At 66.8% G+C, this 24,355-nt stretch carries 22 protein-coding genes; 8 read left to right on the top strand and 14 right to left on the bottom strand.

All coding sequences use genetic code 11. From position 1 onward, the window contains the following. Positions 1-17: 17 nt before the first annotated feature. The 3 genes from EET10_RS01750 to EET10_RS01740 form a co-directional block, all read right to left on the bottom strand. Positions 18-968, bottom strand: coding sequence for a R2-like ligand-binding oxidase (locus EET10_RS01750; RefSeq protein ID WP_122501845.1), 951 nt, complete (start codon positions 966-968; stop codon positions 18-20). After that, entirely contained in the window at positions 965-1,648 is a 684-nt protein-coding gene (locus tag EET10_RS01745; protein WP_036399110.1) for a TetR/AcrR family transcriptional regulator, read from the bottom strand. The genes EET10_RS01750 and EET10_RS01745 overlap by 4 nt, the downstream gene beginning before the upstream one ends. 185 nt (positions 1,649-1,833) lie before the next feature. Next, the gene (locus tag EET10_RS01740; RefSeq protein WP_122501844.1) at positions 1,834-3,543 is read right to left on the bottom strand and encodes an acyl-CoA dehydrogenase family protein; all 1,710 of its coding nucleotides are present in this window, start codon (positions 3,541-3,543) and stop codon (positions 1,834-1,836) included. Positions 3,544-3,682: 139 nt separating this feature from the next. Here EET10_RS01740 and EET10_RS01735 point away from each other — a divergent pair, with 139 nt between their 5' ends. Then, positions 3,683-4,663 carry a phosphotriesterase family protein gene (locus tag EET10_RS01735; RefSeq protein WP_023369760.1) on the top strand — a complete coding sequence of 327 codons (981 nt, stop codon included), beginning with the start codon at positions 3,683-3,685 and terminating at the stop codon, positions 4,661-4,663. An 11-nt stretch (positions 4,664-4,674) separates the two neighbouring features. Here the strand turns inward: EET10_RS01735 and EET10_RS01730 are convergent, their stop codons facing one another. Beyond that, on the bottom strand, positions 4,675-5,841 hold the full coding sequence (locus EET10_RS01730; protein ID WP_099187928.1) for an acyltransferase family protein: 1,167 nt from the start codon (positions 5,839-5,841) through the stop codon (positions 4,675-4,677). Positions 5,842-6,018: 177 nt separating this feature from the next. Between EET10_RS01730 and pgfA the strand changes: the two genes are divergently transcribed. Both pgfA and EET10_RS01720 read left to right on the top strand, forming a co-directional pair. After that, positions 6,019-7,308, top strand: a complete 1,290-nt coding sequence (gene pgfA, locus EET10_RS01725) for a cell envelope lipid trafficking protein PgfA (protein ID WP_165800733.1) — start codon at positions 6,019-6,021, stop codon at positions 7,306-7,308. A gap of 9 nt (positions 7,309-7,317) precedes the next feature. Continuing rightward, the gene (locus EET10_RS01720; protein ID WP_036399114.1) at positions 7,318-9,015 is read left to right on the top strand and encodes an MmpA family trehalose lipid delivery protein; all 1,698 of its coding nucleotides are present in this window, start codon (positions 7,318-7,320) and stop codon (positions 9,013-9,015) included. A gap of 11 nt (positions 9,016-9,026) precedes the next feature. Here the strand turns inward: EET10_RS01720 and EET10_RS01715 are convergent, their stop codons facing one another. Next, a complete protein-coding gene (locus EET10_RS01715; protein ID WP_122501843.1) occupies positions 9,027-10,190 on the bottom strand; it encodes a glycosyltransferase family 4 protein in 1,164 nt (387 codons plus the stop codon). Between the two features lie 280 nt (positions 10,191-10,470). On the opposite strand from EET10_RS01715, the gene EET10_RS01710 reads away from it, so the two are divergent. From EET10_RS01710 to EET10_RS01700, 3 genes are all read left to right on the top strand, one after another. Then, positions 10,471-11,232, top strand: a complete 762-nt coding sequence (locus tag EET10_RS01710; protein ID WP_051490279.1) for a class I SAM-dependent methyltransferase — start codon at positions 10,471-10,473, stop codon at positions 11,230-11,232. A 44-nt stretch (positions 11,233-11,276) separates the two neighbouring features. Continuing rightward, positions 11,277-12,746 carry an aldehyde dehydrogenase gene (locus EET10_RS01705; protein ID WP_036399118.1) on the top strand — a complete coding sequence of 490 codons (1,470 nt, stop codon included), beginning with the start codon at positions 11,277-11,279 and terminating at the stop codon, positions 12,744-12,746. A gap of 212 nt (positions 12,747-12,958) precedes the next feature. Then, positions 12,959-14,578 carry a hypothetical protein gene (locus tag EET10_RS01700; RefSeq protein WP_136624700.1) on the top strand — a complete coding sequence of 540 codons (1,620 nt, stop codon included), beginning with the start codon at positions 12,959-12,961 and terminating at the stop codon, positions 14,576-14,578. A 45-nt stretch (positions 14,579-14,623) separates the two neighbouring features. Here the strand turns inward: EET10_RS01700 and EET10_RS01695 are convergent, their stop codons facing one another. Further along, positions 14,624-15,436, bottom strand: a complete 813-nt coding sequence (locus EET10_RS01695) for a crotonase/enoyl-CoA hydratase family protein (RefSeq protein ID WP_174719668.1) — start codon at positions 15,434-15,436, stop codon at positions 14,624-14,626. A gap of 308 nt (positions 15,437-15,744) precedes the next feature. Between EET10_RS01695 and EET10_RS01690 the strand changes: the two genes are divergently transcribed. After that, entirely contained in the window at positions 15,745-16,383 is a 639-nt protein-coding gene (locus tag EET10_RS01690; protein ID WP_036399120.1) for a TetR/AcrR family transcriptional regulator, read from the top strand. Positions 16,384-16,438: 55 nt separating this feature from the next. On the opposite strand, the gene EET10_RS01685 is transcribed toward EET10_RS01690, so the two are convergent. The 3 genes from EET10_RS01685 to EET10_RS01675 all read right to left on the bottom strand — a co-directional run bounded on the left by EET10_RS01685 (position 16,439) and on the right by EET10_RS01675 (position 18,530). Next, entirely contained in the window at positions 16,439-16,735 is a 297-nt protein-coding gene (locus EET10_RS01685) for a hypothetical protein (protein ID WP_122501842.1), read from the bottom strand. Continuing rightward, positions 16,732-18,219 carry a class I adenylate-forming enzyme family protein gene (locus EET10_RS01680; RefSeq protein ID WP_036399124.1) on the bottom strand — a complete coding sequence of 496 codons (1,488 nt, stop codon included), beginning with the start codon at positions 18,217-18,219 and terminating at the stop codon, positions 16,732-16,734. The genes EET10_RS01685 and EET10_RS01680 overlap by 4 nt, the downstream gene beginning before the upstream one ends. A 122-nt stretch (positions 18,220-18,341) precedes the next feature. Continuing rightward, on the bottom strand, positions 18,342-18,530 hold the full coding sequence (locus EET10_RS01675) for a methyltransferase family protein (RefSeq protein ID WP_244601809.1): 189 nt from the start codon (positions 18,528-18,530) through the stop codon (positions 18,342-18,344). A gap of 1 nt (position 18,531) precedes the next feature. Here EET10_RS01675 and EET10_RS01670 point away from each other — a divergent pair, with 1 nt between their 5' ends. Continuing rightward, on the top strand, positions 18,532-18,723 hold the full coding sequence (locus EET10_RS01670; RefSeq protein ID WP_167480113.1) for a TetR/AcrR family transcriptional regulator: 192 nt from the start codon (positions 18,532-18,534) through the stop codon (positions 18,721-18,723). A gap of 69 nt (positions 18,724-18,792) precedes the next feature. Here EET10_RS01670 and EET10_RS01665 read toward each other — a convergent pair whose 3' ends face one another. Genes EET10_RS01665 through EET10_RS01645 form a run of 5 tightly spaced genes read right to left on the bottom strand, consistent with a single transcriptional unit; the run spans position 18,793 to position 24,177 of the window. Then, positions 18,793-19,575, bottom strand: a complete 783-nt coding sequence (locus EET10_RS01665; RefSeq protein ID WP_036399126.1) for a crotonase/enoyl-CoA hydratase family protein — start codon at positions 19,573-19,575, stop codon at positions 18,793-18,795. 42 nt (positions 19,576-19,617) lie between these two features. Further along, positions 19,618-21,027 (bottom strand): WS/DGAT/MGAT family O-acyltransferase, encoded by a 1,410-nt coding sequence (locus EET10_RS01660; protein WP_036399128.1) that lies wholly within the window; start codon positions 21,025-21,027, stop codon positions 19,618-19,620. A gap of 52 nt (positions 21,028-21,079) precedes the next feature. Beyond that, the gene (locus EET10_RS01655; RefSeq protein ID WP_051490245.1) at positions 21,080-22,291 is read right to left on the bottom strand and encodes an alpha/beta hydrolase; all 1,212 of its coding nucleotides are present in this window, start codon (positions 22,289-22,291) and stop codon (positions 21,080-21,082) included. A 28-nt stretch (positions 22,292-22,319) separates the two neighbouring features. Next, a complete protein-coding gene (locus EET10_RS01650) occupies positions 22,320-22,862 on the bottom strand; it encodes a hypothetical protein (RefSeq protein WP_036399132.1) in 543 nt (180 codons plus the stop codon). A 1-nt stretch (position 22,863) separates the two neighbouring features. After that, positions 22,864-24,177, bottom strand: a complete 1,314-nt coding sequence (locus tag EET10_RS01645) for a molybdopterin-dependent oxidoreductase (RefSeq protein ID WP_036399711.1) — start codon at positions 24,175-24,177, stop codon at positions 22,864-22,866. Positions 24,178-24,355: the final 178 nt, after the last annotated feature.

The following is a 24,355-nucleotide window of genomic DNA, read 5'->3' as shown; positions in this document are numbered from 1 at the left end:
CTGGGACGACCCGGGGCCTAGGCCGAGGCCGAGGCCGCGGCCAGGGCGCGCTCATCCTCCTCGGCGAAGGTGTCCTCGAGCTGCACCGGCGTGAAGTCGAGGTCGATTTCGCCGACCGGGCGGCCGCGGGCGCTGCTGATCGTCCCGAAGCGCCGCATGCCCTTGTCGCTGGAATACGTTATGAACTCCTCCACCGACAGGTCGAAGGGCATCGGGTCCCCGTAGAGGGCGAAGCCGTCCTGGGTAAGTTGCAAGGCCAGCGGGATGAGCTCATTCATCCGCTCTTCGAACACCGTCCAGTTGGCGTCGTTTGCGGCGACGTGGCGCCGGCAGGTGAAGGTGCCCCACGCCATGTGGCGGCGCTCGTCGTCGCTGATGTGCCGCACCAGCCGCTGCATGCCGGGAAGAATGCCGCGCTCCACACAGATCTTGTGCCACGCGTAGTAACCGGTGAGCGCGAGCATGCCCTCGACGATGTGGTTGTAGGTCACCGATGCCCGGACCTGGGCCGCCGGCGACGGATCGGTGGCCAACGCGCTGAGGCATTCCGGCAGTTCGTCGTAGAACATCTGCCGGTAGGACGGCAGGTCGTCGAGGTAGCCATGCAGGTCCCCGGTGACGCCGACGGAGTCCAGCCACATGCGGAACACCTGGGTGTGCTTGGCCTCCTCGAACGCGAACTGGGTCAGATACATCTCGTCAGCGAGGCGCCCCTCAGCCCGCATGGCGGCCATGAACGGCTGAATGTCCTCGGTCACGGCTTCCTCACCGGCGACGAACTGGGCGCACAACCGGATGGCATAGTCGCGTTCGGCGTCGGTCAGCCGATCCCAATCCTCGCGCTCGCGGGAGAAGTCGATGTCGGCCGGATCCCAGAATTTGGCGTTGCCGCCGGCGAACAACTTCAACGGCAGGCTGTTCCAGTTGAGGCCGCCGGCGGCCAGCGAGCCCGAGCGTGTCCGTGTCATGTGACCTCCTCAATTTCCGAGGCGAGTTCCGCGGAGAGTTTCGGGGAGAAGGCCGCCGCCAGCACGGCGACCAGCCTGCGCACGGCCAGCGCCGGCTGCTCGGGCGTGGGTTCGTCGAGCCCCAGCACGGGGTCCAGACCGCGCATGTAGGGCGCCAGCGCCAAGTGCGGAAAGATCAGCAGCAGCAGGGACAACAACACGTCGATGTCGGCATCGGCGCGCAGGTCACCGCGGTTTTGCGCATCGCGCACCAACGGCCGCAGCACTTCCAGGTAATGACGATGAATGACGCTCCGCACGCTGATGCGGGCGTCGGTGTCGACCTCCAGCGTCGCCGCGGCATGAAGGGCACGCTCGCGGGGGTGTTCGGCGTAGTAGGCGACCCAGCCGTCGAGCAGGTCGGCGAGAAATTCGAAGAACGGCCGGCTGGGATCGAGCTGACGGATGAGGTTCTCCATGTACGAACGCACCCGCTGGCTGCCGATGTCGGCGATGAACGCGTACAGGTCCCGCTTGTCGGCAAAGTATTGGAACAGACTTCCCTTGGCGACCCGCGCGCGCCGTGCGATGACGTTCAGGCTGCCGTTGGAAAACCCGTGTGCCCCGAACTCGGCCTCGGCGGCTTCCACGATGGCCGCCCGGCGAGCCGGGTCGACGCGCGCCCATGTCACCGTCGGCATACGCCTCCTCGCATCGATGACCACTGGTCATTCTAGTGTGAGGTGCGTCATAGTCAAGCGCGCCCAGCTCGGCTCAGCGTCAGCACCACCCGCCGCTGCCCCCGGTCAACATCGTCGGAGAGCTACCCGGCCCGGCCTCAGCGGGATTTGGGTAAGCGCCTGGCCTGAAGCGATGCGTCCGCCACTTAGGGCCGCATCTCGTATGCGCCGTTGAGCGGCAGCACGTGTTCCTTCCAGATCCGGTCGTAGCGCGCCGGGTCATGGACGGGACGGCGGATCATCCGCATGGCGAACCGCGCCTGCTCGTCCGTGGTGGCCGATTTGTCGTTGAGCTCAACGGCATAGCTGTTGAAGTCGCGGACCAGCAAGCCGAAGATCTCGTCGATCAGCGCCTCGTCCACACCCGACAGCGGGGCCTCTTCCAGGATGAGCTGGCCGTAGGGCACCGTCGCAAAGAGCTGTCCCACACCGAACGCGAAGTCGATGTCCTTTTGCTGGGCGGCATCCGGGGTGGCCGACGCCAGCATCTCGGCGAGCACGTCGACCTGCTCGCGCAGCAGCGCGACATTGGGTAGATGGGCGTAGCTGTCGAACGACGCCCGCCAATTGTGGAAGCGCACCTTGCCCAGGCCGCCGGTCGGGCCCTGGTTGAACAGGAAGGTGTCGTCGGCGGCGTCGTCTCGGCGCGAGATCAGCGGCAGCGCGGCGTCGGGGGCGAACAGGTAGTTGGGCATGAACTTGCCCAGCAGCCCGATGTTGATGTGGACGGTGCCCTCCAGCCGCGGCAGCAGCCCGATTTCGCGGGCCACGGTCTCGAAGAAGGTGTCCTTCTCCACGCCCTTGGCCGCGATGACGTCCCACAGGGCGATGATGACGCGCTCACCCTCGCTGGTGACCTTGGCCTTGGTGAGCGGGCTGTATAGCAGGTAGCGCCGGTCGTCCGCCGACGCGCTACGCATGTAGTCGCTGGCTCGGGTGGCCACCAGCCGCATCGCGACCAGCCGCGCGTAGGCGTCGGTCAGCAGCCGGCGCACGTGGCTGAAGTCGGTGACGACGGTGCCGTACAGGTGCCGGTTGGCGGCGTGGGTGATCGCCTCGTACATGGCGTGGGTGGCCATGCCGACGGCACCCCAGCCCAGGTTGTACTTGCACACGTTGACGGTGTTGAGCGCGGCGTGGAAGGCGCCCATGCCGCGGTGCAGCAGGTCAGCCTCGGTGACCGGATAATCGTGCAGCGCGTAGTTCGCCACGTAGTTCTGCGAGTTGACCACGTTCTTCTTCAGCTCGTAGCGGTCGTGCTGGGAGTCGGCGGCGAAGAAGACGTACTCCGGGTTGCCGGACGAGTCGTCGATCTTGCCGAAGGTGGAGACCATCCGGGCGACGTTGGCGTTGCCGATGTAGTACTTCTCGCCGTTGGCGACCCAGCCGTGCTCAGATGGCGTGAGGATCATGTCGGTCTGGTACACGTCGGCGCCATGGGCCTGCTCCGACAGGCCGAAAGCGAACACTTCGCCCTGTTCGAGCTGGGCGGCGGCCTTGCGCTTGGCGTCCTCGTTGTCGCTCATCCAGATCGGGCCCAGGCCCAGGGCGGTGACCTGGAACGGGTACCAGTAGCTCAGCCCGTAGAAGCCGATGATCTCAGCGAACTCGCTGATCCGGTAGGTGTCCCAGCGGCAGTCGTCCGAGGCGCCGTACTGCGCGGGCGTCAGCAGCGAAGCGAAGATCCGTTCCCGCCCCATGTGGTCCAGAAAGTCGGAGTACCACACCCGCTCGTGGTCGTCGTGCTTGAGGCGCGCCTTTCCCCGGGACTCGAAGAAGTCCACGGTGGCCTGCATGATCTGCGCCGAGCGGCGGTCGGGATATTTGCGTTGCAGGCGGTTGGGGTTGAGCAGCATGAGGGTGGCTCCCGGGCGGATTCGAATGTGTTCGGAAATGGACGCGGGTAGACCGTACTGCAAGACCGCCGTCGTTGTTACCGGGTGCCGACAAATCGGCACTGTTGGCTGACTGGCGTGGCGACCTAGCATCGGCTACGTGTCAGAACTCAATACCGCCCGCGGGCCCATCGATACCGCTGATCTCGGCGTCACGCTCATGCACGAGCACGTGTTCATCATGACCACCGAAGTCGTGCAGAACTATCCCGACGCCTGGGGAGACGAGGACAAGCGGGTGGCAGATGCGGTCGCCCGGCTCAACGAGCTGAAGTCCCGGGGCGTGGACACCATCGTCGACCTGACGGTGATCGGCCTGGGCCGCTATATCCCGCGCATCGCCCGGGTGGCCGCGCAGACCGAGCTGAACATCGTCGTCGCCACCGGCTTGTACACGTATAACGACGTGCCGTTCTGTTTCCACTATCTCGGACCGGGCACACAGCTCGACGGCCCGGAGACCATGACCGACCTGTTCGTCCGCGACATCGAGCAGGGCATCGCCGACACCGGTATCAAGGCCGGCATTCTCAAGTGCGCCACCGACGAACCCGGCATCACCCCCGGTGTCGAGCGGGTGTTGCGCGCCGTCGCGCAGGCGCACAAGCGCACCGGGGTGCCGATTTCCACCCACACCCACGCGGGGTTGCGGCGCGGGCTGGAGCAGCAGCGCATCTTCGAAGAGGAGGGTGTCGACCTCAGCCGGGTGGTCATCGGGCATTCGGGCGACAGCACCGACGTCGGCTACCTGGAAGAACTCATCGCCGCCGGCTCCTACCTGGGGATGGACCGGTTCGGCCTCGACGTCATCCTGCCGTTCGAGGACCGGGTGAACATCGTGGCGCAGATGTGCGAGCGCGGTCACGCCGACAAGATGGTGCTCTCACACGACGCCAATTGCTACTTCGACGCGCTGCCGGAAGCGCTGCTGCCGGTCGCCGCCCCGAACTGGAATTACCTGCACATCCACAACGACGTGATTCCCGCCTTGAAGCAGCGCGGTGTCACCGACGAGCAGCTGCACACCATGCTTGTGGACAACCCGCGGCGCATTTTCGAGCGGCAGGGCGCTTACGAGTAGCCGTACGGCGCTTACGGCGCGACGGCGTCCGCTTCCCGGTCGACGTCCTGCGGCTCGATGTGCTTGGCGCGTTTCTCCCACCGGCGCAACGCTTCCCGGCAGGGCGACTCGACCAGGGCATAGCTCACCGCGGCGATGGCGAAACCGAAGATCAGCGTCAGCGCCAGCACCGTCGGCAGGTGGCCGGTGAACGGAAAGATGCCGACCACCGGAAACACCATGTCCAGCGCGGCCAGGTGCCAGATGAACAGTCCATAGGACCACCGCCCCAGCGTCACCATGGCGGTACTGCCGAGCAGCCGGTGCGGTGTCGTCGGTCGGTCCAGCACCAGGGGCGCGACCAACGCCCACGCCACCAGCGCGCCCATCGCGGTCTTCACCGCGAATTGGGTCGCCGTGCCCTGAACCAAGCCCGCCGGACCGGCCAGCGGTGATGCCGCGACCAGGTAGGCGAGCACCGCCACGACGGCCATGAGCACCCGGCGGCGCGCCAGCCGGTGCGGCCACCCGATCGGGCTGTGCGCCCACTCGGCCAGCAGCATTCCCGCGGCAAACCATGAGAAAAACGCCGGCGGCCAGTTCAGCGGGTTGGTGCCGGGATCGGTGTGCACGGGGATGAAAGCCCAGGTCCAGCTGACGACCCCGAGGGCGGCGATCGCCGGCACCCGCGCGCCGACCGGAATGCGGCGGGCCAGCAACGCGAGCACCGGCAGCGCCAGATAGAACGTGACCTCGACGGACAAGCTCCACATCTGAGTCAGGCCGCCGGTCAGGGTGAGCGGCACATAGATCTGGGTGAGCGTCAGGTTGGCCAGCCACACCGTCGGGCTGGCGTGATCGGCGTCGGGCAGCAGGGACAGGATCACGACCACGGCCACCACGTACCCCGGCATGATGCGGACCGCCCGCGATCGCAGATAGTGACCGGTACGCGGGCGTGGTCCGGCAGCTCGCGCCGCCGCCGCGTGTCCGCGCCACAGCAGGAATCCCGACAGCGCGAAAAACACCGCGACGGCCAGATCGAATCGGCCGAACAGCCGGCCGGCGACGCCACTGGAATGCCCGGTCTGGAATGCGGCATGGGTGACGACCACGCCCATGGCCGCGCATGCGCGCATACCCTCGACGGCGGGCAGGAAGCTGCGCGTCCCGCCCACTTGCCGGCTATCGGTCACCATCACAGTGTGCCCGTGTGCCGAGGCGCGAATGGGGTACACCGGCGAAGTGGGACAGGTAGGCAGCCCGGGGCAATACATTCTGCTGTTAGGGTCAAACGGGTTTTGCCTCGCTGCTTGGTCAGGTCGGAGCGGATCGCAACTGACGAGTCCATGGTCTGAGAAGGAGGTCACGGCAACGTGAACCGAGCAGTCATGTTGCGGATGGCCGCATTAGGGACGATCGGGCTCGGAGCCGCTCTGCTGATGGCCGCACTGCTGCTGTCCACCTATACCAGCAGCAGGATCGCCAAGATACCGCTGGATATCGATGCCACGCTGATCAGGCAGGGCACCGGGTCGGCGCTCGACTCGGCATCTTTGTCCGGTGATCACGTCGTGGTCAACCAGAACGTACCACTGGTGTCCCAACAGCAGGTCACTGTCGAATCGCCGGCCAACGCCGATGTGGTCACCCTCCAGGTCGGCACCTCGGTGCGGCGTACCGACAAGCAGAAGGACACCGGTCTGCTGCTGGCGATCGTCGACACGGTCACCCTTAACCGCAAGACGGCGATGGCCGTCTCCGACGACACCCACACCGGCGGCGCGGTCCAGAAGCCGCGCGGTCTCAACGACGAAAGCCCGCCGACCGCCATCCCGCTACGTCACGAAGGATTGGCCTACCGCTTCCCGTTTCACACCGAGAAGAAGTCCTACCCCTACTTCGATCCGATCGCGCAGAAGGCGTTCGACGCCAATTACGACAGCCAAGAGGACGTCAACGGCTTAACCACCTACCGCTTCACGCAGAACGTGGGCTATGGCTCCGACGGGAAGTTGGTTGCGCCGATCAAGTACCCGTCGCTGTACGCCGGTGACGAGGACGGAAAGATCACCACGACGGCGGCGATGTGGGGCGTTCCGGGCGAACCGGGCGAACAGATCACGATGAACCGCTACTACGCCGCGCAGCGAACCTTCTGGGTGGACCCGGTGACCGGCACCATCGTCAAGGAAACCGAACGCGCCTATCACTACTACGCGCGCGAGGCGATGAAGCCCGAGGTGACGCTGGCCGACTACAAGGTCACCTCCACCGAAGAGACCGTCGAATCCCAGGTGAACTCCGCCCGCGACGAGCGCGACCGGCTGGCGCTGTGGTCGCGGGTGTTGCCGATCACCTTCACTGCCGTCGGCTTGATCGCGCTGGTCGGTGGTGGCCTGCTCGCGTCCTTCAGCCTGCGCACGGAAAGCGCCCTGACGGAGCCCGGCCTCGACCGCGACGACACCGACTACTTCCGGCGCGCCGGGCTGGAGCAACCTGTGCCCGGAGCCGAAGCCGAGACGGAGAAACTGCCTACCCAGCGTCCCGAATTGCCGGCAGACCCGGCCGCACCCGCGGCGGAGTCGCCGCCGCCCCCGTCGGCCTCGACCGAGCCGCCACCGGAATCCGGACCGCCTGAGACTCCCCCCTCGGAACGGGCTTAACGCGTCGACGTGCGCTGGTTGCGACCGGGCTATGCGTTAGCTCTGGCGCTGCTGGTGGTGCTGCCGCTACTGCGACCCGGATATCTGCTCGTGCGCGACGCGGTGTCCACCCCGCGGTCGTATCTGTCCGACACCGCCCTCGGGTTGACCGCGGCGCCCCGCGCGACGCCGCAGGATTTTGCGGTGGCGCTAGCGTCGCATCTGGTCGACGGCGGCATCGTGGTGAAGGCATTGCTGGTCCTGGGCCTCTGGTTCGCGGGCTGGGGTGCGGCCCACCTGGTGACGATGGTGCTGCCGACGGCCGGAGCCGGTGGCCAGTTCGTCGCGATCACGATCGCGATCTGGAATCCCTATGTCGCCGAACGGCTTTTGCAGGGGCACTGGAGCCTGTTACTCGGCTACGGCTGCCTGCCGTGGGTTGCCACGGCGATGCTGGGGTTGCGCTTGAGCGGATCCGGCTTTTTCGCCCTGGCATTTTGGACGGCGCTGGCCGGACTGACCCCGACCGGGCTGCTGCTCGCCGCCACGGTTGCCCTGGCCTGTGTGGCCGCGCCCGGTGACGGCCGGCCCCGTTGGCTTTGCGCCGCAACGGGATTGGGTATTGCGGTGGTCGGCGCGCTGCCCTGGCTGACGGCGTCGGCCCTCGGTTCGTCGTTGGCCAGCCACACCGCGGCGAACAGGCTCGGCGTCAGCGCGTTCGCGCCACGCGCCGAACCCGGCCTGGGCACGCTGGCCAGCCTGGCCAGTCTCGGCGGAATGTGGAATGGCGAAGCCGTACCCGGCTCGCGCAGCACGATTTTCGCGGTGCTGTCCGCCACGGTCTTGCTCACCGTGGTAGCCGTCGGGCTGCCCGCCGCGGCGCGTCGTCCGACCGTGGTGCCGCTGCTGGTGCTGGCGGGGGTTTCGGTGCTGCTGCCGGCGGCTTTGGCCGCCGGCCCGGGGCTGCGGGTGCTGACCGCGATGGTTGACGCCGCACCCGGCCTGGGCGTGCTGCGGGACGGACAGAAGTGGGTGGCGCTGGCGGTGCCGGGTTACGCCGTGTGCGGCGCGGGGGCGGTGGTGACGCTGGCACGCTGGTCGCGGCCTGCCGTGGCGGGGTTGGTCTGCTGTGTGGCACTCGTCTTGGCGTTGCCGGACCTGGCATGGGGCGTGTGGGGCAGGGTCACACCCGTGCACTACCCGCCGGGGTGGGCGGCCGTCGCGGCGGCGATCAACCGTCAGCCGGGGACTGTCGCGGTGCTGCCCGCCGGCACCATGCGGCGCTTTTCCTGGTCGGGGCCGGCGCCGGCGCTCGATCCGCTGCCCCGCTGGGTCCGCGCCGACGTGCTGACGACGGGCGATCTGGTTATTTCCGGGGTGACGGTTCCCGGGGACGGCGCTCACGCCCGCGAGGTGCAGGAGTTGCTGCTGCGCGGAGCCGATCCGTCGGCGTTGGCGCGGGCCGGGGTCGGCTGGGTGGTCGTCGAATCGGACAGCGCCGGGGATATGGGTGCGGCCGCGCGCACGCTCGAGCGGCTGACGCCGGCCTACCGCGACGGCGAGTTGGCGCTGTATCGGATCGGCGGCTCGGGCGGTGGTGTCCCGGCTGGCCGCCTACGAGCGACGACGATTGCGCATTGGGCATGGCTTTGCCTGTTGCTGGTGGGTGGGGCAGGCATGGCCGGCTGTTGGGTGCGTCGACACGCCCGCGCAGATCGCCGAGGATGAAGTCTCGCGGATTACACCACGCCGCTGACGAACTCGCCGGCCAGCACCGTTTCGAGCACCATGCGCATGGCTTGGGCGCTTTGTCGCCAAGAGAATTCGCCGCTGCGCACCTGCGCCTTGACGCCGAGTTGATCGCGCAGTACCGGGTCGGAGAGCAGTTGTTCGAGCCGGTCCACGAGTTCGCGGTGGCTGTCGACCAGGATGCCGGTCACCCCGTCGATGATCGAGTCGGACAGACCGCCGGAGGATCGATACCCGACCGTGGGCACGCTGTGCTGGGCCGCCTCGACCACCGCCAGACCCCACCCCTCCTTGCGCGACGGCAGCAGGTGCACCCAAGAGCTTTGCAGCACATGGTGTTTGGTGAGGTCGTCGACATGACCATGGAAAGTCACAGCGTCGGAAATGCCGAGCCGGTTCACGTGGTCGACGAGTCGCTGCCGCCACCAGCCGCCACCGACCACGTCGAGGTGCAGACCCGATATCCCCGGGTTTCGTCGCCGTAGCTCCGCCACGGCTTCCAGCGCATCCTCGATCCGCTTGTGCGGTACCAGCCGCGACAGCACCACCACCCGCGGCGTGGCCGCTCGCGGCACGGACAACGTCTGCGCCGGCGCCTCGTCGACTCCGTTGCGGACCACCGCAATTCGCCCGTTATCCACACCCAGAGCGACCAGATCACGCGCCGACGGCAACGACACCGTCACGTACTGGTTGTACCGGTTGAGCCGTGGCGACAACCTCGACTCGACGAACCAGCCCAGCCGACCGAGCACCGGACCGGCCACCGGCCACTGCTCGCGATGGCAGTGGTGGACCAGCACCACCGTGCGACGCCCATACAAGAGCCGGGCAAGAAACGGCAGACCGTTTTGGGTGTCGACGACCACGTCCGGCCGCGCCCTGCGCAGCGGGCCCAACCGGAACCGCGCCAGTGCCATCGCTACCAGCGCCCATACGTACACCGAAGAGCGGCCACCGGCGCGGCTGATCCGCACCCCGTCGATGACTTCACGTCGCTGCGCCCCGGGATAGCGGGCGGTACGCAATGTGACCTCGACACCGGATGCGACCAGCTGCGCGCCGATGCGCTGCAGATAGGTTTCGCTGCCACCGCCCTGGGGATGCCCGGTATCGCGCCAGCACAGCAGCAACACCGAACGCAATTCAGACATCAATCGCCAGCCTAGCCTGGCGACGATGCGCGCCGCCCGGCGGCGCGAGGTGGTGGCACGGCGCCGAGTGTGTACCGGCGGCGCCTAGTGTGTACCGGCGGCTGAATCCAAGACCTGTCGACCGCCCAGAATGCACGACCAAAGCCGTAGAGGCACAGTCGATGGTGCCTGAGACCCGCCCCAGCTGATCGACATCGTGGGCGGCGCGAAAGGCGTGGACAGGAGCGGACAGCGGACAGCTGACGTGCGTAGGGTGTGGCCGGTGGCCGTCGCCTCACATATCACCGATGTCTTTGCACGCCGGGCGACACTGACCCGCTCGCTGCGGTTGCTGTCGCAATTCCGCTACGAGCAGTCAGATCCGGCACGTTTCTACAACGCCCTGGCGGCCGACACCGCGACGATGGTCGGTGATCTCTGGCTGGCCGGCCACGGGGAGCCGCCGACCGGTCGCACACTGCTCGACGTGGGCGGTGGTCCCGGATACTTCGCGACGGCGTTCGCCGACGCCGGAGTCCGTTACATCGGCGTCGAACCAGACCCTGACGAAATGCACGCCGCCGGTCCGAGGCACACCGGTGCCCCAGGTGCATTCGTCCGAGCTTCGGGAATGGCACTGCCATTCGCCGACGACTCGGTGGACATCTGCCTGTCTTCCAATGTCGCCGAGCACGTGTCGCGGCCGTGGCAGCTCGGCGCCGAGATGCTACGGGTGACCAGGCCGGGCGGGTTGGTCGTGCTGTCGTACACCGTCTGGCTCGGTCCGTTCGGCGGACACGAGATGGGTTTGACCCATTACCTCGGCGGTGCCCGCGCCGCCGCGCGCTATGCCCGAAAACACGGCCATCCGGCGAAAAACAACTACGGGTCGTCGTTGTTTGCGGTCTCGGTGGCCGACGGTCTGAAGTGGGCCGGCAGCACCGGTGCCGCGATCGCCGCTTTTCCCCGCTACCACCCGCGATGGGCGTGGTGGCCGACGTCGGTGCCGCTGCTGCGGGAGTTCTTGGTGAGCAACCTGGTGCTGGTCCTGCAGCCGCGATAATGGAACGTGTTCTCGTTTCCGGTCGGCTTGGGTAGGGTGGCGCCATGAGCGACAGCCACACGACCGAATACGACAAACTCTTCATCGGCGGTAGGTGGACGGAACCGTCGACCCCGGAAGTCATCGAGGTGCACTGCCCGGCGACCGGCGAATACGTGGGCAGGGTTCCCATGGCGGCACCGGCCGACGTCGACGCCGCAGTAGCCGCGGCACGGGCAGCATTCGACAACGGACCGTGGCCCGCGACACCGCCGAAGGAGCGCGCAGCCGTGATCGCCGCCGCGGCCAAGCTGCTCGAGGAGCGCAAGCAGCTGTTCACCAAACTGCTCGCCGACGAGACCGGTCAGCCGCCAACGATCATCGAGACGATGCACTGGATGGGTTCGATGGGGGCGCTGAATTTCTTCGCCACACAGGCCGTCGACCAGGTCAAGTGGCGCGAGATCCGCAGCGGCTCCTACGGCCAGACCATCGTCCATCGCGAGCCCGTCGGTGTCGTGGGCGCGATCGTGGCGTGGAACGTGCCGCTGTTCTTGGCCATCAACAAGTTGGGTCCCGCACTGCTGGCCGGCTGCACGGTGGTGCTCAAGCCGGCCGCCGAAACCCCTTTGACGGCAAACGCTTTGGCCGAGTTACTGGCCGAGGCCGGGCTGCCCGAGGGGGTGCTGTCGGTGGTGCCCGGCGGTATCGAGACCGGTCAGGCATTGACCTCCAACCCCGACGTCGACATGTTCACTTTCACCGGCAGCTCGGCCGTCGGCAAGGAAGTGGGCAAGCGCGCCGCCGAGCTGCTCAAGCCATGCACGCTGGAACTGGGCGGAAAATCGGCGGCCATCATGCTCGAAGACGTCGATCTGGCCAGCGCTGTCCCGATGATGGTGTTCTCCGGAGTGATGAACGCCGGACAGGGCTGTGTGAACCAGACGCGGATTCTGGCGCCGCGCTCCCGTTATGACGAAATCGTCGACACGATAAGCACTTTCGTGCAGGCATTGCCGGTGGGGCCGCCGTCGAACCCGGCCGTACAAGTGGGGCCGCTGATCTCGGAGAAACAGCGCGCCCGCGTGGAGGGATACATCGCCAAGGGTATCGAGGAGGGCGCACGGCTGGTATGCGGCGGCGGCCGCCCGGAGGGCCTGGACAACGGATTCTTTGTCCAGCCAACGGTGTTCGCCGACGTCGACAACAAGATGACGATCGCCCAGGAAGAGATCTTCGGGCCGGTGCTGTCGATCATCCCCTACGACACCGAAGAAGATGCGATCAAGATCGCCAACGATTCGGTCTACGGGCTCGCAGGCAGCGTCTGGACCACCAATATCCCGCACGGTATTGAGATCTCCGAAAAGATCCGCACCGGCACCTACGGAATCAACTGGTACGCCTTCGATCCCTGCTGCCCGTTCGGCGGCTACAAGAACTCCGGAATCGGCCGCGAGAACGGGCCGGAAGGTGTCGAGCACTTCACCCAGCAGAAGAGCGTGCTGATGCCGATGGGCTACACCGTCGAGTAACCAATGGCGAGCAGACGCAAAGTCCCGAACTCGCCGCTTTGTTTGGGGCCTTTTGCGTCTGTTCGGCCAACTAGCAGTAGCGAGTGTCCTCATACGTGAGTTTTGAGGCTCGGCCATTCGGCCGGGTGTGGTGGTAGAGACGAGGGATCTCCGTGTTCGGAGATCCCTCGTGTCGGTCGTAGCCTCGGGTTGTTCAGACCAAGGAGGCAATGATGGCCGACTATGCAACTTTACTGTGCGATCATGTGACGCTCACCTGTCGGTCGGTGGACCGGATCTTTTTGCAGGCATATGTGCCGAAACTGCAGTCGGTGGGCGGGGTGTGCCAGTTTCTGTACTGGCAGAAGGGGTTTGGAATTCCGTCGTCGGCGGCGTTCGGCAAGATCGGCGACGCCTACGTCGCCGAGGTGCACCGGTGGGCTAAGGCGAACGCGATCCCGGTGCGCCGCTTCGCCAAGGGCGAGAACAAGGAGGAGATCGCGCGGCCATTGATCGAGGAAGCCGAAAGGGAGGGCGGCGAGGGGCGGGTGGTGTTGATCGGGATCGCGCAGGAAAAGACCCCGATATGGCGCTCGTGGAAGGCCAAGGGCCAAGAGCATGTGGCTCATCCGCACATGGAGTGGGCTCGCCAGATGGGCTTTGTTAATCATTTCTACTTTTACCTGTGGGATCCCGACTGGGGTGGCGCGTTTTGGAAGACCAATGCCTACGCACCGTGGCCGGTGTGGATCTGGCTCAACGGGCACACCTGGGCGCAACGGCAATGCGACCGGCTGGGCATCGGCTACACCGCTCTAGACAACGGGTTCCGCGACTGCGAGGACCCCGCCGCGCTGCAGCGCATCTGCGACCGACTGGGGTCGGGCGCGGTGAAGAGCTTCTTTTGGCGCTGGCAAAAGCTGTTGCCATCGCCGTTCACCCGCGATGACTTGCGTGCGGGCTACGTCTACGAACTGGCGTTTCGCCAATTCGAGGTTTCTGATACCCGGGTGTTCGACCGGCCCGCGGCCGGGCGATCGTTTTTCGAACAGCTCATCCGTGACCACCTCGACATCGGACGCCCGGAGAAGGTGTCGCTGATCTTCGACCGGCGCATCAGCTCGCGCACGCCGGGCACCTGGCGCACCCAAGTGATCACCAAGGGTGTGGATCCGCAGATCAGCTGCTACTACAAGTCGAGTCGGATCAAGCAATACTTCAAGGAGCATCGGGCGTTGCGCACCGAGACGGTCATCTGCGACACCCGCGATTTTGGCATCGGTCGGCGGGTGACCGCCGAGAACTGGAAGGCCCTTCGGGCGGTTGGCGAGCATGCCAACCAGCGTCTATGCGACGCACAAGCCACCGATGCCCGGCCCGCTCCGGATGTGGCCACCTTCACCGAGGTGACCCGACCCTCACAGATCGACGGTCAACATGCCCCCGGACTGCGGTTCGGGGATCCGCGGGTGATGGCGGTGCTGGCCGCTATCGTCGGATTCACCCATCTGCTCGCCGGGTTCGACAACCCAGCCCTGGTTCGAGCGGTAACCACCTTGCTGGGCTGCTCCTACACAAGCCGCCAAGCCACATATGACCTGCGCCGGCTCAAACGCAAGGGGCTCATCGTCAGGCTGCCGGGCCACCACCGCTACCAACTCACCCCGCTGGGCCGCCGCGTCGCGGTGCTGTTCACCAAGGTCTACGGACGTGTTCTCGCACCCGGCCTGGCCGAGTTAGACCCAAGGCTCCCAACGGATGATCTCGCCAAACGCAGCGATCTGGCGATCGCCTGGCGCCAACTCGAACGACACCTCAATCAATTCACAAACGCAGCACTCACCGCGGCCTGAACCGCAACTTGATCTAATTGTGAACTTCGCCCTCACCAAGCGAAGCTAGCGACCCTCAAAGCGGGCCTGTCGTCGTTCGATGAATGATTGGACCCCCTCGGCGGCGTCGGCGGTGGCGAACAAAGCCGCGACGTCGGGACGCAGGCGTTCGATGGCCGCCGCCTCGCCCTGCCGGCGGGCCAGGTGCGACGACGCCAGCGTGGCCTTCACCCCCAGCGGCGCGGCGCGGTCGGCGATCGTGTGGGCGATCTCGCTCGCCCGTGCCAATGCCGCCGCGGCGTCATCGGCCACCTCCTGGACCAGCCCGATGCGGTGCGCCTCGGCAGCGTCGAATTCCTCGCCGGTGAGCAGCCAACGCATGGCATTGCCCCAGCCGGCGTCGCGGGGCAGGCGGATGGTCGCCCCGCCGAAGGGGTATATCCCGCGCTGCACCTCCAGCTGGGTGAACCGGGTCCCGGCCGCGGCAATGCGAATGTCGGCGGCCAGCAGCAATTCAATGCCCAACGTCATGCACCAACCGTGCACGACGGCGACCAGCGGTGTGGTCCAGTCGCCGTCCAGCCGCCAGGGATCGCGGCCACCCTCGGGGAAAGCCGACTCCCCGGCCGCGATGCCGGGACCGACGTCGACGAGATCGAGACCGGCGGTGAAGTGGTCGCCGTGGGCGAATAACACCCCGGCGCGCAGCGAATCGTCGGCTTCCAGCAGCCCGCACGCCGCGGACAGATCGGCGAGCATCGCCCGGTCGAACGAATTGCGTTTGTGTGGCCGGTTCAGCCCGATCAGCAAAACGTGCCCGTCGCGCTCGAGGGACACGGTGCCGAGGTCGGGCAGAGCGGGCTGTGCAGCGCTAGTCATCGGCACAGTGAACCCCACAATAAGGCATTATGCAATAGACCATAGTTCCGTTGGCAGGTTTGTTGGCAGTTCGATGCGGGCTCTTCCGCAACGAGCGCGGATATATTATGCTGTTTCACATAATCGTGGCCGGTGATCCGGTACATGAGGCAATACCTTCCACCGGGAGTAACCATGTGGATCATCGAGCTCAACATCGCCGGCTTCCGATTCACTCGCCAACTGCCCGATCGACGCCGACGACCACTTCGGTTCCACCCACGCCATCTGCACTGGCCGGTACCGCGTCACGGCCACTCGCACGCCGCATGACGCCGACCGGCACGGCCGCGAAGAAGCGCGGCCGCACGCGGGACAAGATGCTGGTCAGCGCCGCCCAGGTGCTGCGCGAACGTGGCGCGTCCGGGGTCACCATCGACTCGGTGCTCGCGCGCAGCGGCGCCCCGCGCGGCTCGGTGTACCACCACTTTCCCGACGGCCGAAATCAGATACTGACCGAGGCGCTTCGCTACGCCGGTGATTCGATCACCGCCGTGATCGACAACGCTGCCGACCGGGGTGCCCGGGTTCTGCTGCGCGAGTTCGTCGATTATTGGCAACACCTGCTCACCGAGGGCGGCTTCACCGCGGGCTGCCCCGTGGCCGCGGCAGCGCTGGGCTCGGCCGACGACGAACTCGAGCTATCCGCGGAGGCCGGCGCCATCCTGAACCGCTGGTGCAGCGCGTTGACTCGGGCGTTTATCACCGACGGTTTCGACGAGTCGGACGCGGCGTCGCTGGCGGTGACCTCCGTCGCCGCGCTGGAAGGCGCGATCATGCTGTGCCGCTCGACGCGTTCCGCCGAGCCGTTACACACCGTTGGCGACCAGCTCCAATTCTTGGTTTCTGCAAGGGAATTCGTTCGCCATAGCGGTACTGCCGTCAATCAGAACGGCCCGCGAGATTAACGGCGGCGCCCACAACGGCCCAGGGCGGGCGTGATCCAGTTTGCCAGACCCGCGCTCAGTCGCTGGCCGGCAGCGGCTTGACCTCTTTGAGGTGAAGCTTGGTGTCACCGACGCTCAGTGACCCGGCGCCTGGTTTGGTCACCAGCACCTCGGCCCCGTTGTCGTCGACGTAGCGCTTGCCCATCACCGAGCCGTCGGCGAACGCCGGGTCGAGCTGGCCGGACCGCTCGGCGCCGATCGCCACCATCGGTACGCCACCGCAGCGCAGGTCGTCCAGGCTCTCCGTAGTTCTGACGACGATGACCTGGGTGTCACACACCTGGCTGGCGAGACGGGTTCCGTTCTTGATCATGATGTCGTTCCTGCCAGTTCTTCGATGATCTGCCGGCGAAGTACCTTGCCGGTGGCGGTGGTTGGCAACTCGTCGCGAAACACTACCCGGTCCGGGGTACGTGACCCGCGCAAACTGCTACGCACATGGTCGCGCAATTCCTCCGGGTCCGGGTCGGCGCCTGCAGACGGCACCACCACCGCGACAATCGCCTGGCCCCAATGCGGGTCCTCGATACCGACCACGGCGACGTCACGCACCTGCGGGTGCTCGATAAGCACCTCCTCCAGCTCGGCGGGAGCGATGTTCTCACCGCCGCGAATGATGGTGTCGTCGCTGCGGCCGCCGATGAACACGTAACCGTCGTCGTCGAGAACCGCGATGTCCTTCGTGGCAAACCAGCCGTTGTCGTCGAGCACCGAACCGATTCCGGTGTAACGCCCGGACACCTGCGCGCCGCGGACAAACAACTCGCCGCTTTCACCGGGACCCAGCACTGCGCCGTCCTCGCCACGGATCTGCACCTCGACGCCGGGCACCGGCCGCCCGACCGATCCCAATCGCCGGGCGAGCGCGGCGTCCGACGCCGAGAGCGCGGTGCGGTGGTCATCGGGGGTCAGCACCGCGATCGTCGAGCTGGTCTCGGTCAGGCCGTAGGCGTTGACGAAGCCGACATCCGGAAGCAGTTCCAGGGCGCGGCGAACCAGCGGCAGGCCCACCCTCGAGCCGCCGTAGGCCAGGTTGCGCAAGGTGGGCAGCTTGTGTTCGCCGGTTTCCAACACGGAGACGATGCGGTCCAGCATGGTGGGCACCACGGTCGCGGTGGTGACCTGTTCCGCGTTGGCCAGCCGCACCCATTCGAGCGCGTCAAAGTCGGTCAGATACACCATCTTTCGACCAGCGTACAGGTTTGACAGCGCCGCCCCGACACCGGCGATGTGGTAGGGCGGCACGCAGATCAGTGCGGCGTCGCCGGTGCCGGCCGAGTCGAATTCGACAGTCCCGGTGACGTAGCTGGTGAGGTTGTTGTGGGTGAGTTCGACGGCTTTGGGCTGCGACGTGGTTCCCGAGGTGAACAACACGATCGCCACCGCGTCGGGGTCGGCAAATTCCGACACCGGGTCGGCGCCGCCGGCCAGCGCCAGGAATTCGTCCGAACTCATCGACGGTGTATCGCCGAGCATCCCCCGGTAGCGGTCGTCGGCGATCACCAGGGGTTCGGGCAGCCGGTGGATCAGCGCGTGGATGCCGTCGGCGGAGAGCCGATAGTTGATCGGGGTGAAGGGCAGCCCGGCGCGTGCCGAGGCGAAGATCAGCAGCGGCAGCATCGCCCCGCCGGTGCCGACGTACACCGCATGCCGGGCATTCGACGCCGCGAGTACCCCGGCGCCGCCGTCGGCGAGATCGCTGAGCTGCTGAGTCGTCAGCCGCAGGTCTCCCGAGACGACAGCCGTGCGGTCAGGATTGCTCGATGCAGCCATCTCGAGAAGCAGCGAAACGCTCATCGGCGACCCTTCCCCGGTCCCCCGGACCTTTACAAATCTAGCTTTCAGTGTAACTCATGAGCGTCGGGGTTCGAGGGCAGCGACAGCGACAGCGCACACCAGGCCGCGGGTTTGTGAAAAGCCTAGCGCCAGGCCGAGATTCGCGGAATCCAACCGGGAACGTTGCGGCGGTACTCGACGTATTCGGCGCCGTAGCGCTGTCGCAGATGCGGCTCTTCCCAGAATCGGATGGCAACCAGCTGGACCACCCAGAAGGTGGCAAACCACAGCAGCAACCAGCCCGACGCGGCCACCGCCGCCTCACCGAGCAAGATGCACAGCACACCCGAGTTCGGTGTCACCGATGCACAGTTGCGGGCCGAGCTGGTGGCCAGCCATCTGGCGGGGTTGGCGTTCGCGCGCTACCAGCTCAAGATCGAACCGATCGCGTCGACCGGCGTCGATGAACTGGTCGCCTGGTTGGGTCCGACCGTGCAGCGCTACCTGACCGCACCAATCCCGTAAGTTCCGCGAGCAGCCGCAAAGGCGCCCGACACGCCGGGCGTTTCGGCGCTTTCGCGGCTGCTCGCGAGCTCAGGTGCCGGTCCAGCGCGGCGGACGCTTCTCGGCGAACGCGATCGCGCCTTCCCTGGCGTCGTTGGACATGAACACCGGACCGAAGATCTTCAGCTGCTCGGCGAACCGGCTTTCCAGGCTCCAGCCGCGTGATTCGGTGATGATCCGCTTGGTGGCGGCCACCGCCAGCGGCCCGTTGGCGGTGATCTTTTCGGCCAGCGCAATAGCTGCCTCGAGCGCCCTGCCGGGCTCGGCCAAGATGTTGACCAGACCCAGCTCGTGGGCACGTTCGGCGGGCAGGTTGTCACCGGTGAGCGCCAGCTCCATGGCGATCGCATACGGAATGCGCTCGGGCAGCCGCAGCAGTCCCCCGCCGCCGGCGACCAGGCCACGTTTGACCTCCGGAATGCCGAACGCCGAATCCCTTGCTGCCACAATCAGATCGGTGGCCAGCGCCAACTCGGTGCCGCCGGCCAACGCGTAGCCCTCCACCGCCGCGATGAGCGGCTTGGCGGGTGGACGTTCGGTGAAGCCCAGGCCGCGGCCTTCGACGACGACGTTCTCCCCGCGGGCGAAGGCCTTGAGATCCATTCCGGCGCAGAACGAACCGCCCGCGCCGGTGAGGATCCCCACCGAGAGGCCGGCGTCGGAATCGAGGCGGTCCATCGCGTCGGCCAGACCCCGGCTGACCGCGGCGTTGACCGCGTTCTTGGCCTTCGGCCGGTTGATCGTGATGATCAGGATCCGACCACGCTGTTCGACAAGGACTTCGGGTTCGGTGGTGCCGGGTTCTTCGCTCACAGTGGTTCGCAGCTCCTTCTGATGTGGATCAGGATGTGGCCGTCAGGCTTGCGCCAGCGCCAGCTCGACGACCGTTAACTCTTCGGAAAGTCCAGCGGCCCTTCGTATTTCAATGAAATCCGCGATCATGGCCTCGGTCGCCTCGTGCGGATCCCTGAGGGTGGCGCCGTCGGTGAGCACCGAGATGTTCAGCTGGTCGACATAGCTCCACACGGTGATGTTCAGCCCGCTGCCCGCGGTCAGCGGGCCCACCGAATAGATCTCGGTCACCAGCGCACCGCCCACCCTGCCGCGTTGGCGCGGGCCGGGAACGTTCGAGATGTTCAGGTTGAGGATCTTGTTCTGCCCGTTGCGGCCGGACATCCACCGAAACATCGCCTCGGCACCGGCCGGTGGAAAGTAGGCCGCCCAGCGGCTGATCAATTCCGGTCCCAGCAGCTGGTGACTTTCCTTGGCGGACAATGCGTTCTCGCGACAGCCCCGCACCCGTTCCAGCGGGTCGTCGCAGTCGGTCGGCAGCGCCACCAGCATGCCGCTGAAGTGGTTTCCCGAGATCCGCTCCGGTGAGAAGTCGTAGCTCACCGGGACGGAGGCCAGCAACGGTTCGGCCGTGCCGTCGTAGCGCAGCAGCAGGCTGCGTAGCGCTCCGGTGGACATGGCCAGCACCATGTCGTTGATGGTCGCCCCGAGCCTTTTCCCCGTCTCCTTCACATCGACCAGCGCCAGTGTGGCGGTGGCGAACCTGCGCTCCGGGGTGATCTTGTGGTTCATGAAGGTCGGCGGCGGGGTGAACGGCCGGGTCAATTCGGGAGAGAGTTTGCGCGCGCTACGCCGCACCCGGCCCAGACCCTCCGCGGTGTACCGCATTGTCGCGGGGACCCGCCCCAGGTGGCGCAGGTGGTCAACGAACGCCGAACTCATCAGCTCCCGCTTGCTCGGGGCCGGGTCCGACACGTACGGGTTGCCTTCCGGTCCCGGCAGCAGATCCATGCCGCGTGCCATCAGGTTGGCCGAGGCGACCCCGTCGGCCAGCGCATGGTGAATCTTGGCGACCACCGCCACCCGGTGATTGGCTAGGCCCTCAACGAAATACATCTCCCACAGCGGGTATCTGCGGTCCAGCGGGGTGCTGGCGATCTGGCCGATCGCCTCGTCCAATTCGCGCCGGCCGCCCGGCGGCGGCAGCCTCCATGGCCGGATGTGGTAGTTGAGATCGACCTCGCAGTGCTCACGCCACATCGGATGGTGGAACTTGAGCGGGATGTCGATCAGTTGATAGCCCAACGGCTCCAGCTTGCCCATGCGCCCGCCGATGACCTCGCGAAACGCCTCGATACCGAACTGGCGGCTGTCCGGGTCCAGCTCGATCACCGCGACCTTGATGGTGTGCATGTGCACATTCGGTGTTTCGCTGTAGAGCAGTACCGCGTCCCAGCCGCTGAGCCGTTTCACCGCAGCCCCCTGGTCATAGCGCGACTTTACAACCGGCGCAATCGGCCGGCGCCTAGATGACCTCTTTTGCGCACTGTTTCCGGGTGCGGTGAACGTGGTTGAGGAACAGCGAGATCGCGTGCGTGGTGGGGCCGGTGCGAGCACCGTCGAGCAGGTCGAAGCCGTGGCCGGCCCCCGGCAATTCCACATAGGCCACCAGCGACCGCGACACCGCACGCAGCCGTTCGACGAAGCTGCGCGCCTGCGCCACCGGGATGACACCGTCGCGGCCGCCGTGAATGACCAAGAACGGGGGCGCATTGGTGTGCACTCGGGCTATCGGCGAGGCGTCGCGAAACACGTGCGGGTGGCGGGTGATCCTGCGCTTGACCACGACCCGCTCCAAGAAATCGACGAACCGCACGCGTTCCGCGGTGGAGCGGTCCTGCCAGTCGTAGCGACCGTAGATCCCGACCGCGGCGTCGACCGAGGTGTCGCAGCCGTCCGGCAACTCGCCCTGGTAGCCGGGGTCGTTGGCGGTGAGCCCGGCCAACGCGGACAGGTGCCCGCCGGCCGAGCAGCCGGCTATCGCGATGAAGTCGCGGTCCCCGCCGAATTTGTCGACGTTGGCCCGCGCCCAGGCGATGGCGGCCTTGACGTCTTGGATGTGGCGCGGCCAGCGGTGGTGCGGGGCGACGCGGTAGTCGATCGACAGGCACACCCAGCCCTGCTCCGCCATGCGCGACAGCAGCGCATACCCCTGCATGGTGCGGCTGCCGTGTATCCAGGCGCCGCCCGGGACGAACAGCAGCACCGGCGCGGGATGGGTGGGAAGCTCCTTGCGGCGCCACACGTCGAGCAACTGCGCCGGGCTGTTGCCGTAGTGGACGCCTCGGCGGTGCAGGTAGCGGCGGTGCCGCAGGGCTTCGCAGACCGGTGGGGTGCGTTGCGGCGCCGGCCATTCGAGGTCCAGGTCGGCGGCCGCCACGATGCCGCGCAGCGCCGCGGCCGAAACCTCGTTGGTGCTGGCGCGGTCGCGGCGGCGGAGGCCGCTGGTTGCCGGGGTGAGCCAGTCCTTGGCCCTGGTGGACACGAATTCCGGTGCATGCCGGGCACCCCAGACGCTCATAGCGGTGACACTGCCCAGCGGCTCGAGGTGCTTGCCCACCACCGGCAGCGACGCCCCGGCGACGCTCAATGCCAGCAGGTAGTCCCCCGGACGGGCCCGCAAAAACCACTTGACCTGGGACATCATTGTCGGGATCGTCGGGCGGCTTGCCGTCATGGGGGGAGCGTACCCCGCCAGGTTCGCGCTAACCACGATCACATCGCGGTGGTTCGCTACCGCGCTGTGGGCCGGCCGCGGCCTGTCGACGCCCAACGACGCGCCGGGCAGCGTAAACGACGGCGCTGGCGGCGAACATCGTCGCGGTCAGCAATAGCCACCTGCCCAGAAACGGCTGCTGAGTCTGGCCGGTCGCGGCCAGGTAGGTCGGTGCGCCCTGTTCGATGATGCCGGGCAGGAAGATCAGCAGGGTCAGCCCCGCTCCCAGCGCCGGGATGCGAACGTGGTTGCGCGCGCTGACTTCTGGTTGACAGCGGCCCGGCCGACGCCCAGGCGCCGCTAGGGCGCGGTCGGCCAGCGCGTAGAGCGGGAAGAGCAGCAGGTCGTGGGCGATCAGGGCGGCAGCGAACCAGACCGCGATCGACTGCCACCAGGTGCCGGGGTTCCACAGCGTGGCGGGCGTGAAGGTGGCCAGCAGGTAGCCGAGCAGCGCGAAGCCGGACAGCATCGTCAACAGGTGCAGTGGATGAGCGCCGTAGTAGTGGCCAAACCATTTTGTCGCTCTTCGCATTTCAGCTCGGCTCGAATTCTATGACCGCGACCCATTTGGTGTTGTGCACACCCGGCAGCGCGGGAACGATGATGCGGGCCGGGTAGCCGTGGTCAAGGGGTAGGTCGTCGCCGTTGACCCGCAATGCAAGTAGCGCATCGGGATCGTTGATCTGGTTGGCGTGCAGGCGCGCCGTGCCGAATGCCCCGCCGCGCTGCAACGACACCACTTGCGCCGAGCGCGGTGCCGGGACCCCGGCCATTCGGGCCAGGTCGGCCAGCCGGACCCCGGTCCAGGTCTGCACGGTCGACCAGCCTTCCACGCAGGCGATCGGCAGCCGCGCGGTGCGCTGCGGCAGTCCGGCCAGGGCGGCTCGATCCAGTACCACCTCTACCGGACCGCCGCGCAGTATCAGCCGCCACCTCTCGCCGACGCTGTCGGGTGTGATCGCGGCGGCTGCAGCGGTCTTGTTGACCGGGAAATCTCGACCGCGCCCGCGTGGCAAGAGCAGTGCCACGCTGCGCGCCGGCCCGCCGAGGGTCTGACCGACTGTCAGCACCGCGATCAACAGCACACCGGAGCCCACCAGGGCCAGGGCGCCGCGCCTGCTCACTGTCGGCTCCGCCGGGGCGGCTGCCACCAGCCCGTCGGGATCCGGCGGTTCGGGCCGGGTGTCGGTCACGTTGGCGTGCAGCACTTCTCGCATCGACAGCGACCGCAGCCCGGTGATCATGCGCGGAATCTTGAGCGCGATATGCATCAGGAAACCGGCGATGAAAACCCACGCCCCGAAATAGTGCCCGGCGTAGAAGCTGAACCCGAAGATGTAGTCGTACTGGATGTTGAGCACCCCGGTGACGATCTCGAACAGCACCCCACCGACCAGCATCAACAACGACACCCGTTCCAGCAGCTGGGCGATCGACCGTGCGGGCGGCCAGACGAACAGTTTCGGGATCACCGACCACAGCTTGGCCAACACCACCGGGATGATCAGCAGACCCAGCCCGACATGGACACCCTGGGTCAGCCGGTACAGCCACGACGGCCGGGTGGGCCAGGCGAATGCGGGCAGCCGCAGCCACCCGACGTCGCCAGGGATCGCCTGACCCAATTGCGGTGCATAGGCGATATAGGACAGCAGTCCGGTGATGACCACGATCGGCAACGTCACCAACAGCACCAGTCCGAACACCGATGTCAGCCACGGGCCGCGCAGCGGGCTGCGAAAGCGGTTCAGCCGGTGCGCACCCGGGGGTGGATAACGCTCCAGAGTGCGCCAAAGGCCGACGGGAAAACCGTGGGTTGGGTCTTGTTGTCGCTCCGGAACACCTATCGGGCCGCCAGGCTGGCGATCACCTGCCCGCCGATCAGCGTCCGCCCCGGCCGCGCCGCCCGTGTCGCGGCGCTGTTTACGCCAACCGATGCCCTTCGAATCCACGGCCCGACCTCCCGCGCTGACTCTAGGCGAACCTAACCGTGCGCGCGTGCAACGTCAGGTCGTACCCGGCTGA

It is taken from the genome of Mycobacterium pseudokansasii (assembly GCF_900566075.1).
Lineage (GTDB): Bacteria > Actinomycetota > Actinomycetes > Mycobacteriales > Mycobacteriaceae > Mycobacterium > Mycobacterium pseudokansasii.
The sequence above is the reverse complement of the archived record's forward strand: the minus strand, read 5'-3'. Positions and strand labels throughout refer to the sequence as shown.

Coding starts and splice junctions, on each gene's coding strand:
- EET10_RS01750 (WP_122501845.1), bottom strand. CDS start 968: ATGACACGGACACGCTCGGGCTCGCTGGCCGCCGGCGGCCTCAACTGG.
- EET10_RS01745 (WP_036399110.1), bottom strand. CDS start 1,648: ATGCCGACGGTGACATGGGCGCGCGTCGACCCGGCTCGCCGGGCGGCC.
- EET10_RS01740 (WP_122501844.1), bottom strand. CDS start 3,543: ATGCTGCTCAACCCCAACCGCCTGCAACGCAAATATCCCGACCGCCGC.
- EET10_RS01730 (WP_099187928.1), bottom strand. CDS start 5,841: ATGGTGACCGATAGCCGGCAAGTGGGCGGGACGCGCAGCTTCCTGCCC.
- EET10_RS01715 (WP_122501843.1), bottom strand. CDS start 10,190: ATGTCTGAATTGCGTTCGGTGTTGCTGCTGTGCTGGCGCGATACCGGG.
- EET10_RS01705 (WP_036399118.1), top strand. CDS start 11,277: ATGAGCGACAGCCACACGACCGAATACGACAAACTCTTCATCGGCGGT.
- EET10_RS01700 (WP_136624700.1), top strand. CDS start 12,959: ATGGCCGACTATGCAACTTTACTGTGCGATCATGTGACGCTCACCTGT.
- EET10_RS01695 (WP_174719668.1), bottom strand. CDS start 15,436: ATGACTAGCGCTGCACAGCCCGCTCTGCCCGACCTCGGCACCGTGTCC.
- EET10_RS01690 (WP_036399120.1), top strand. CDS start 15,745: ATGACGCCGACCGGCACGGCCGCGAAGAAGCGCGGCCGCACGCGGGAC.
- EET10_RS01685 (WP_122501842.1), bottom strand. CDS start 16,735: ATGATCAAGAACGGAACCCGTCTCGCCAGCCAGGTGTGTGACACCCAG.
- EET10_RS01680 (WP_036399124.1), bottom strand. CDS start 18,219: ATGAGCGTTTCGCTGCTTCTCGAGATGGCTGCATCGAGCAATCCTGAC.
- EET10_RS01670 (WP_167480113.1), top strand. CDS start 18,532: ATGCACAGCACACCCGAGTTCGGTGTCACCGATGCACAGTTGCGGGCC.
- EET10_RS01655 (WP_051490245.1), bottom strand. CDS start 22,291: ATGACGGCAAGCCGCCCGACGATCCCGACAATGATGTCCCAGGTCAAG.
- EET10_RS01650 (WP_036399132.1), bottom strand. CDS start 22,862: ATGCGAAGAGCGACAAAATGGTTTGGCCACTACTACGGCGCTCATCCA.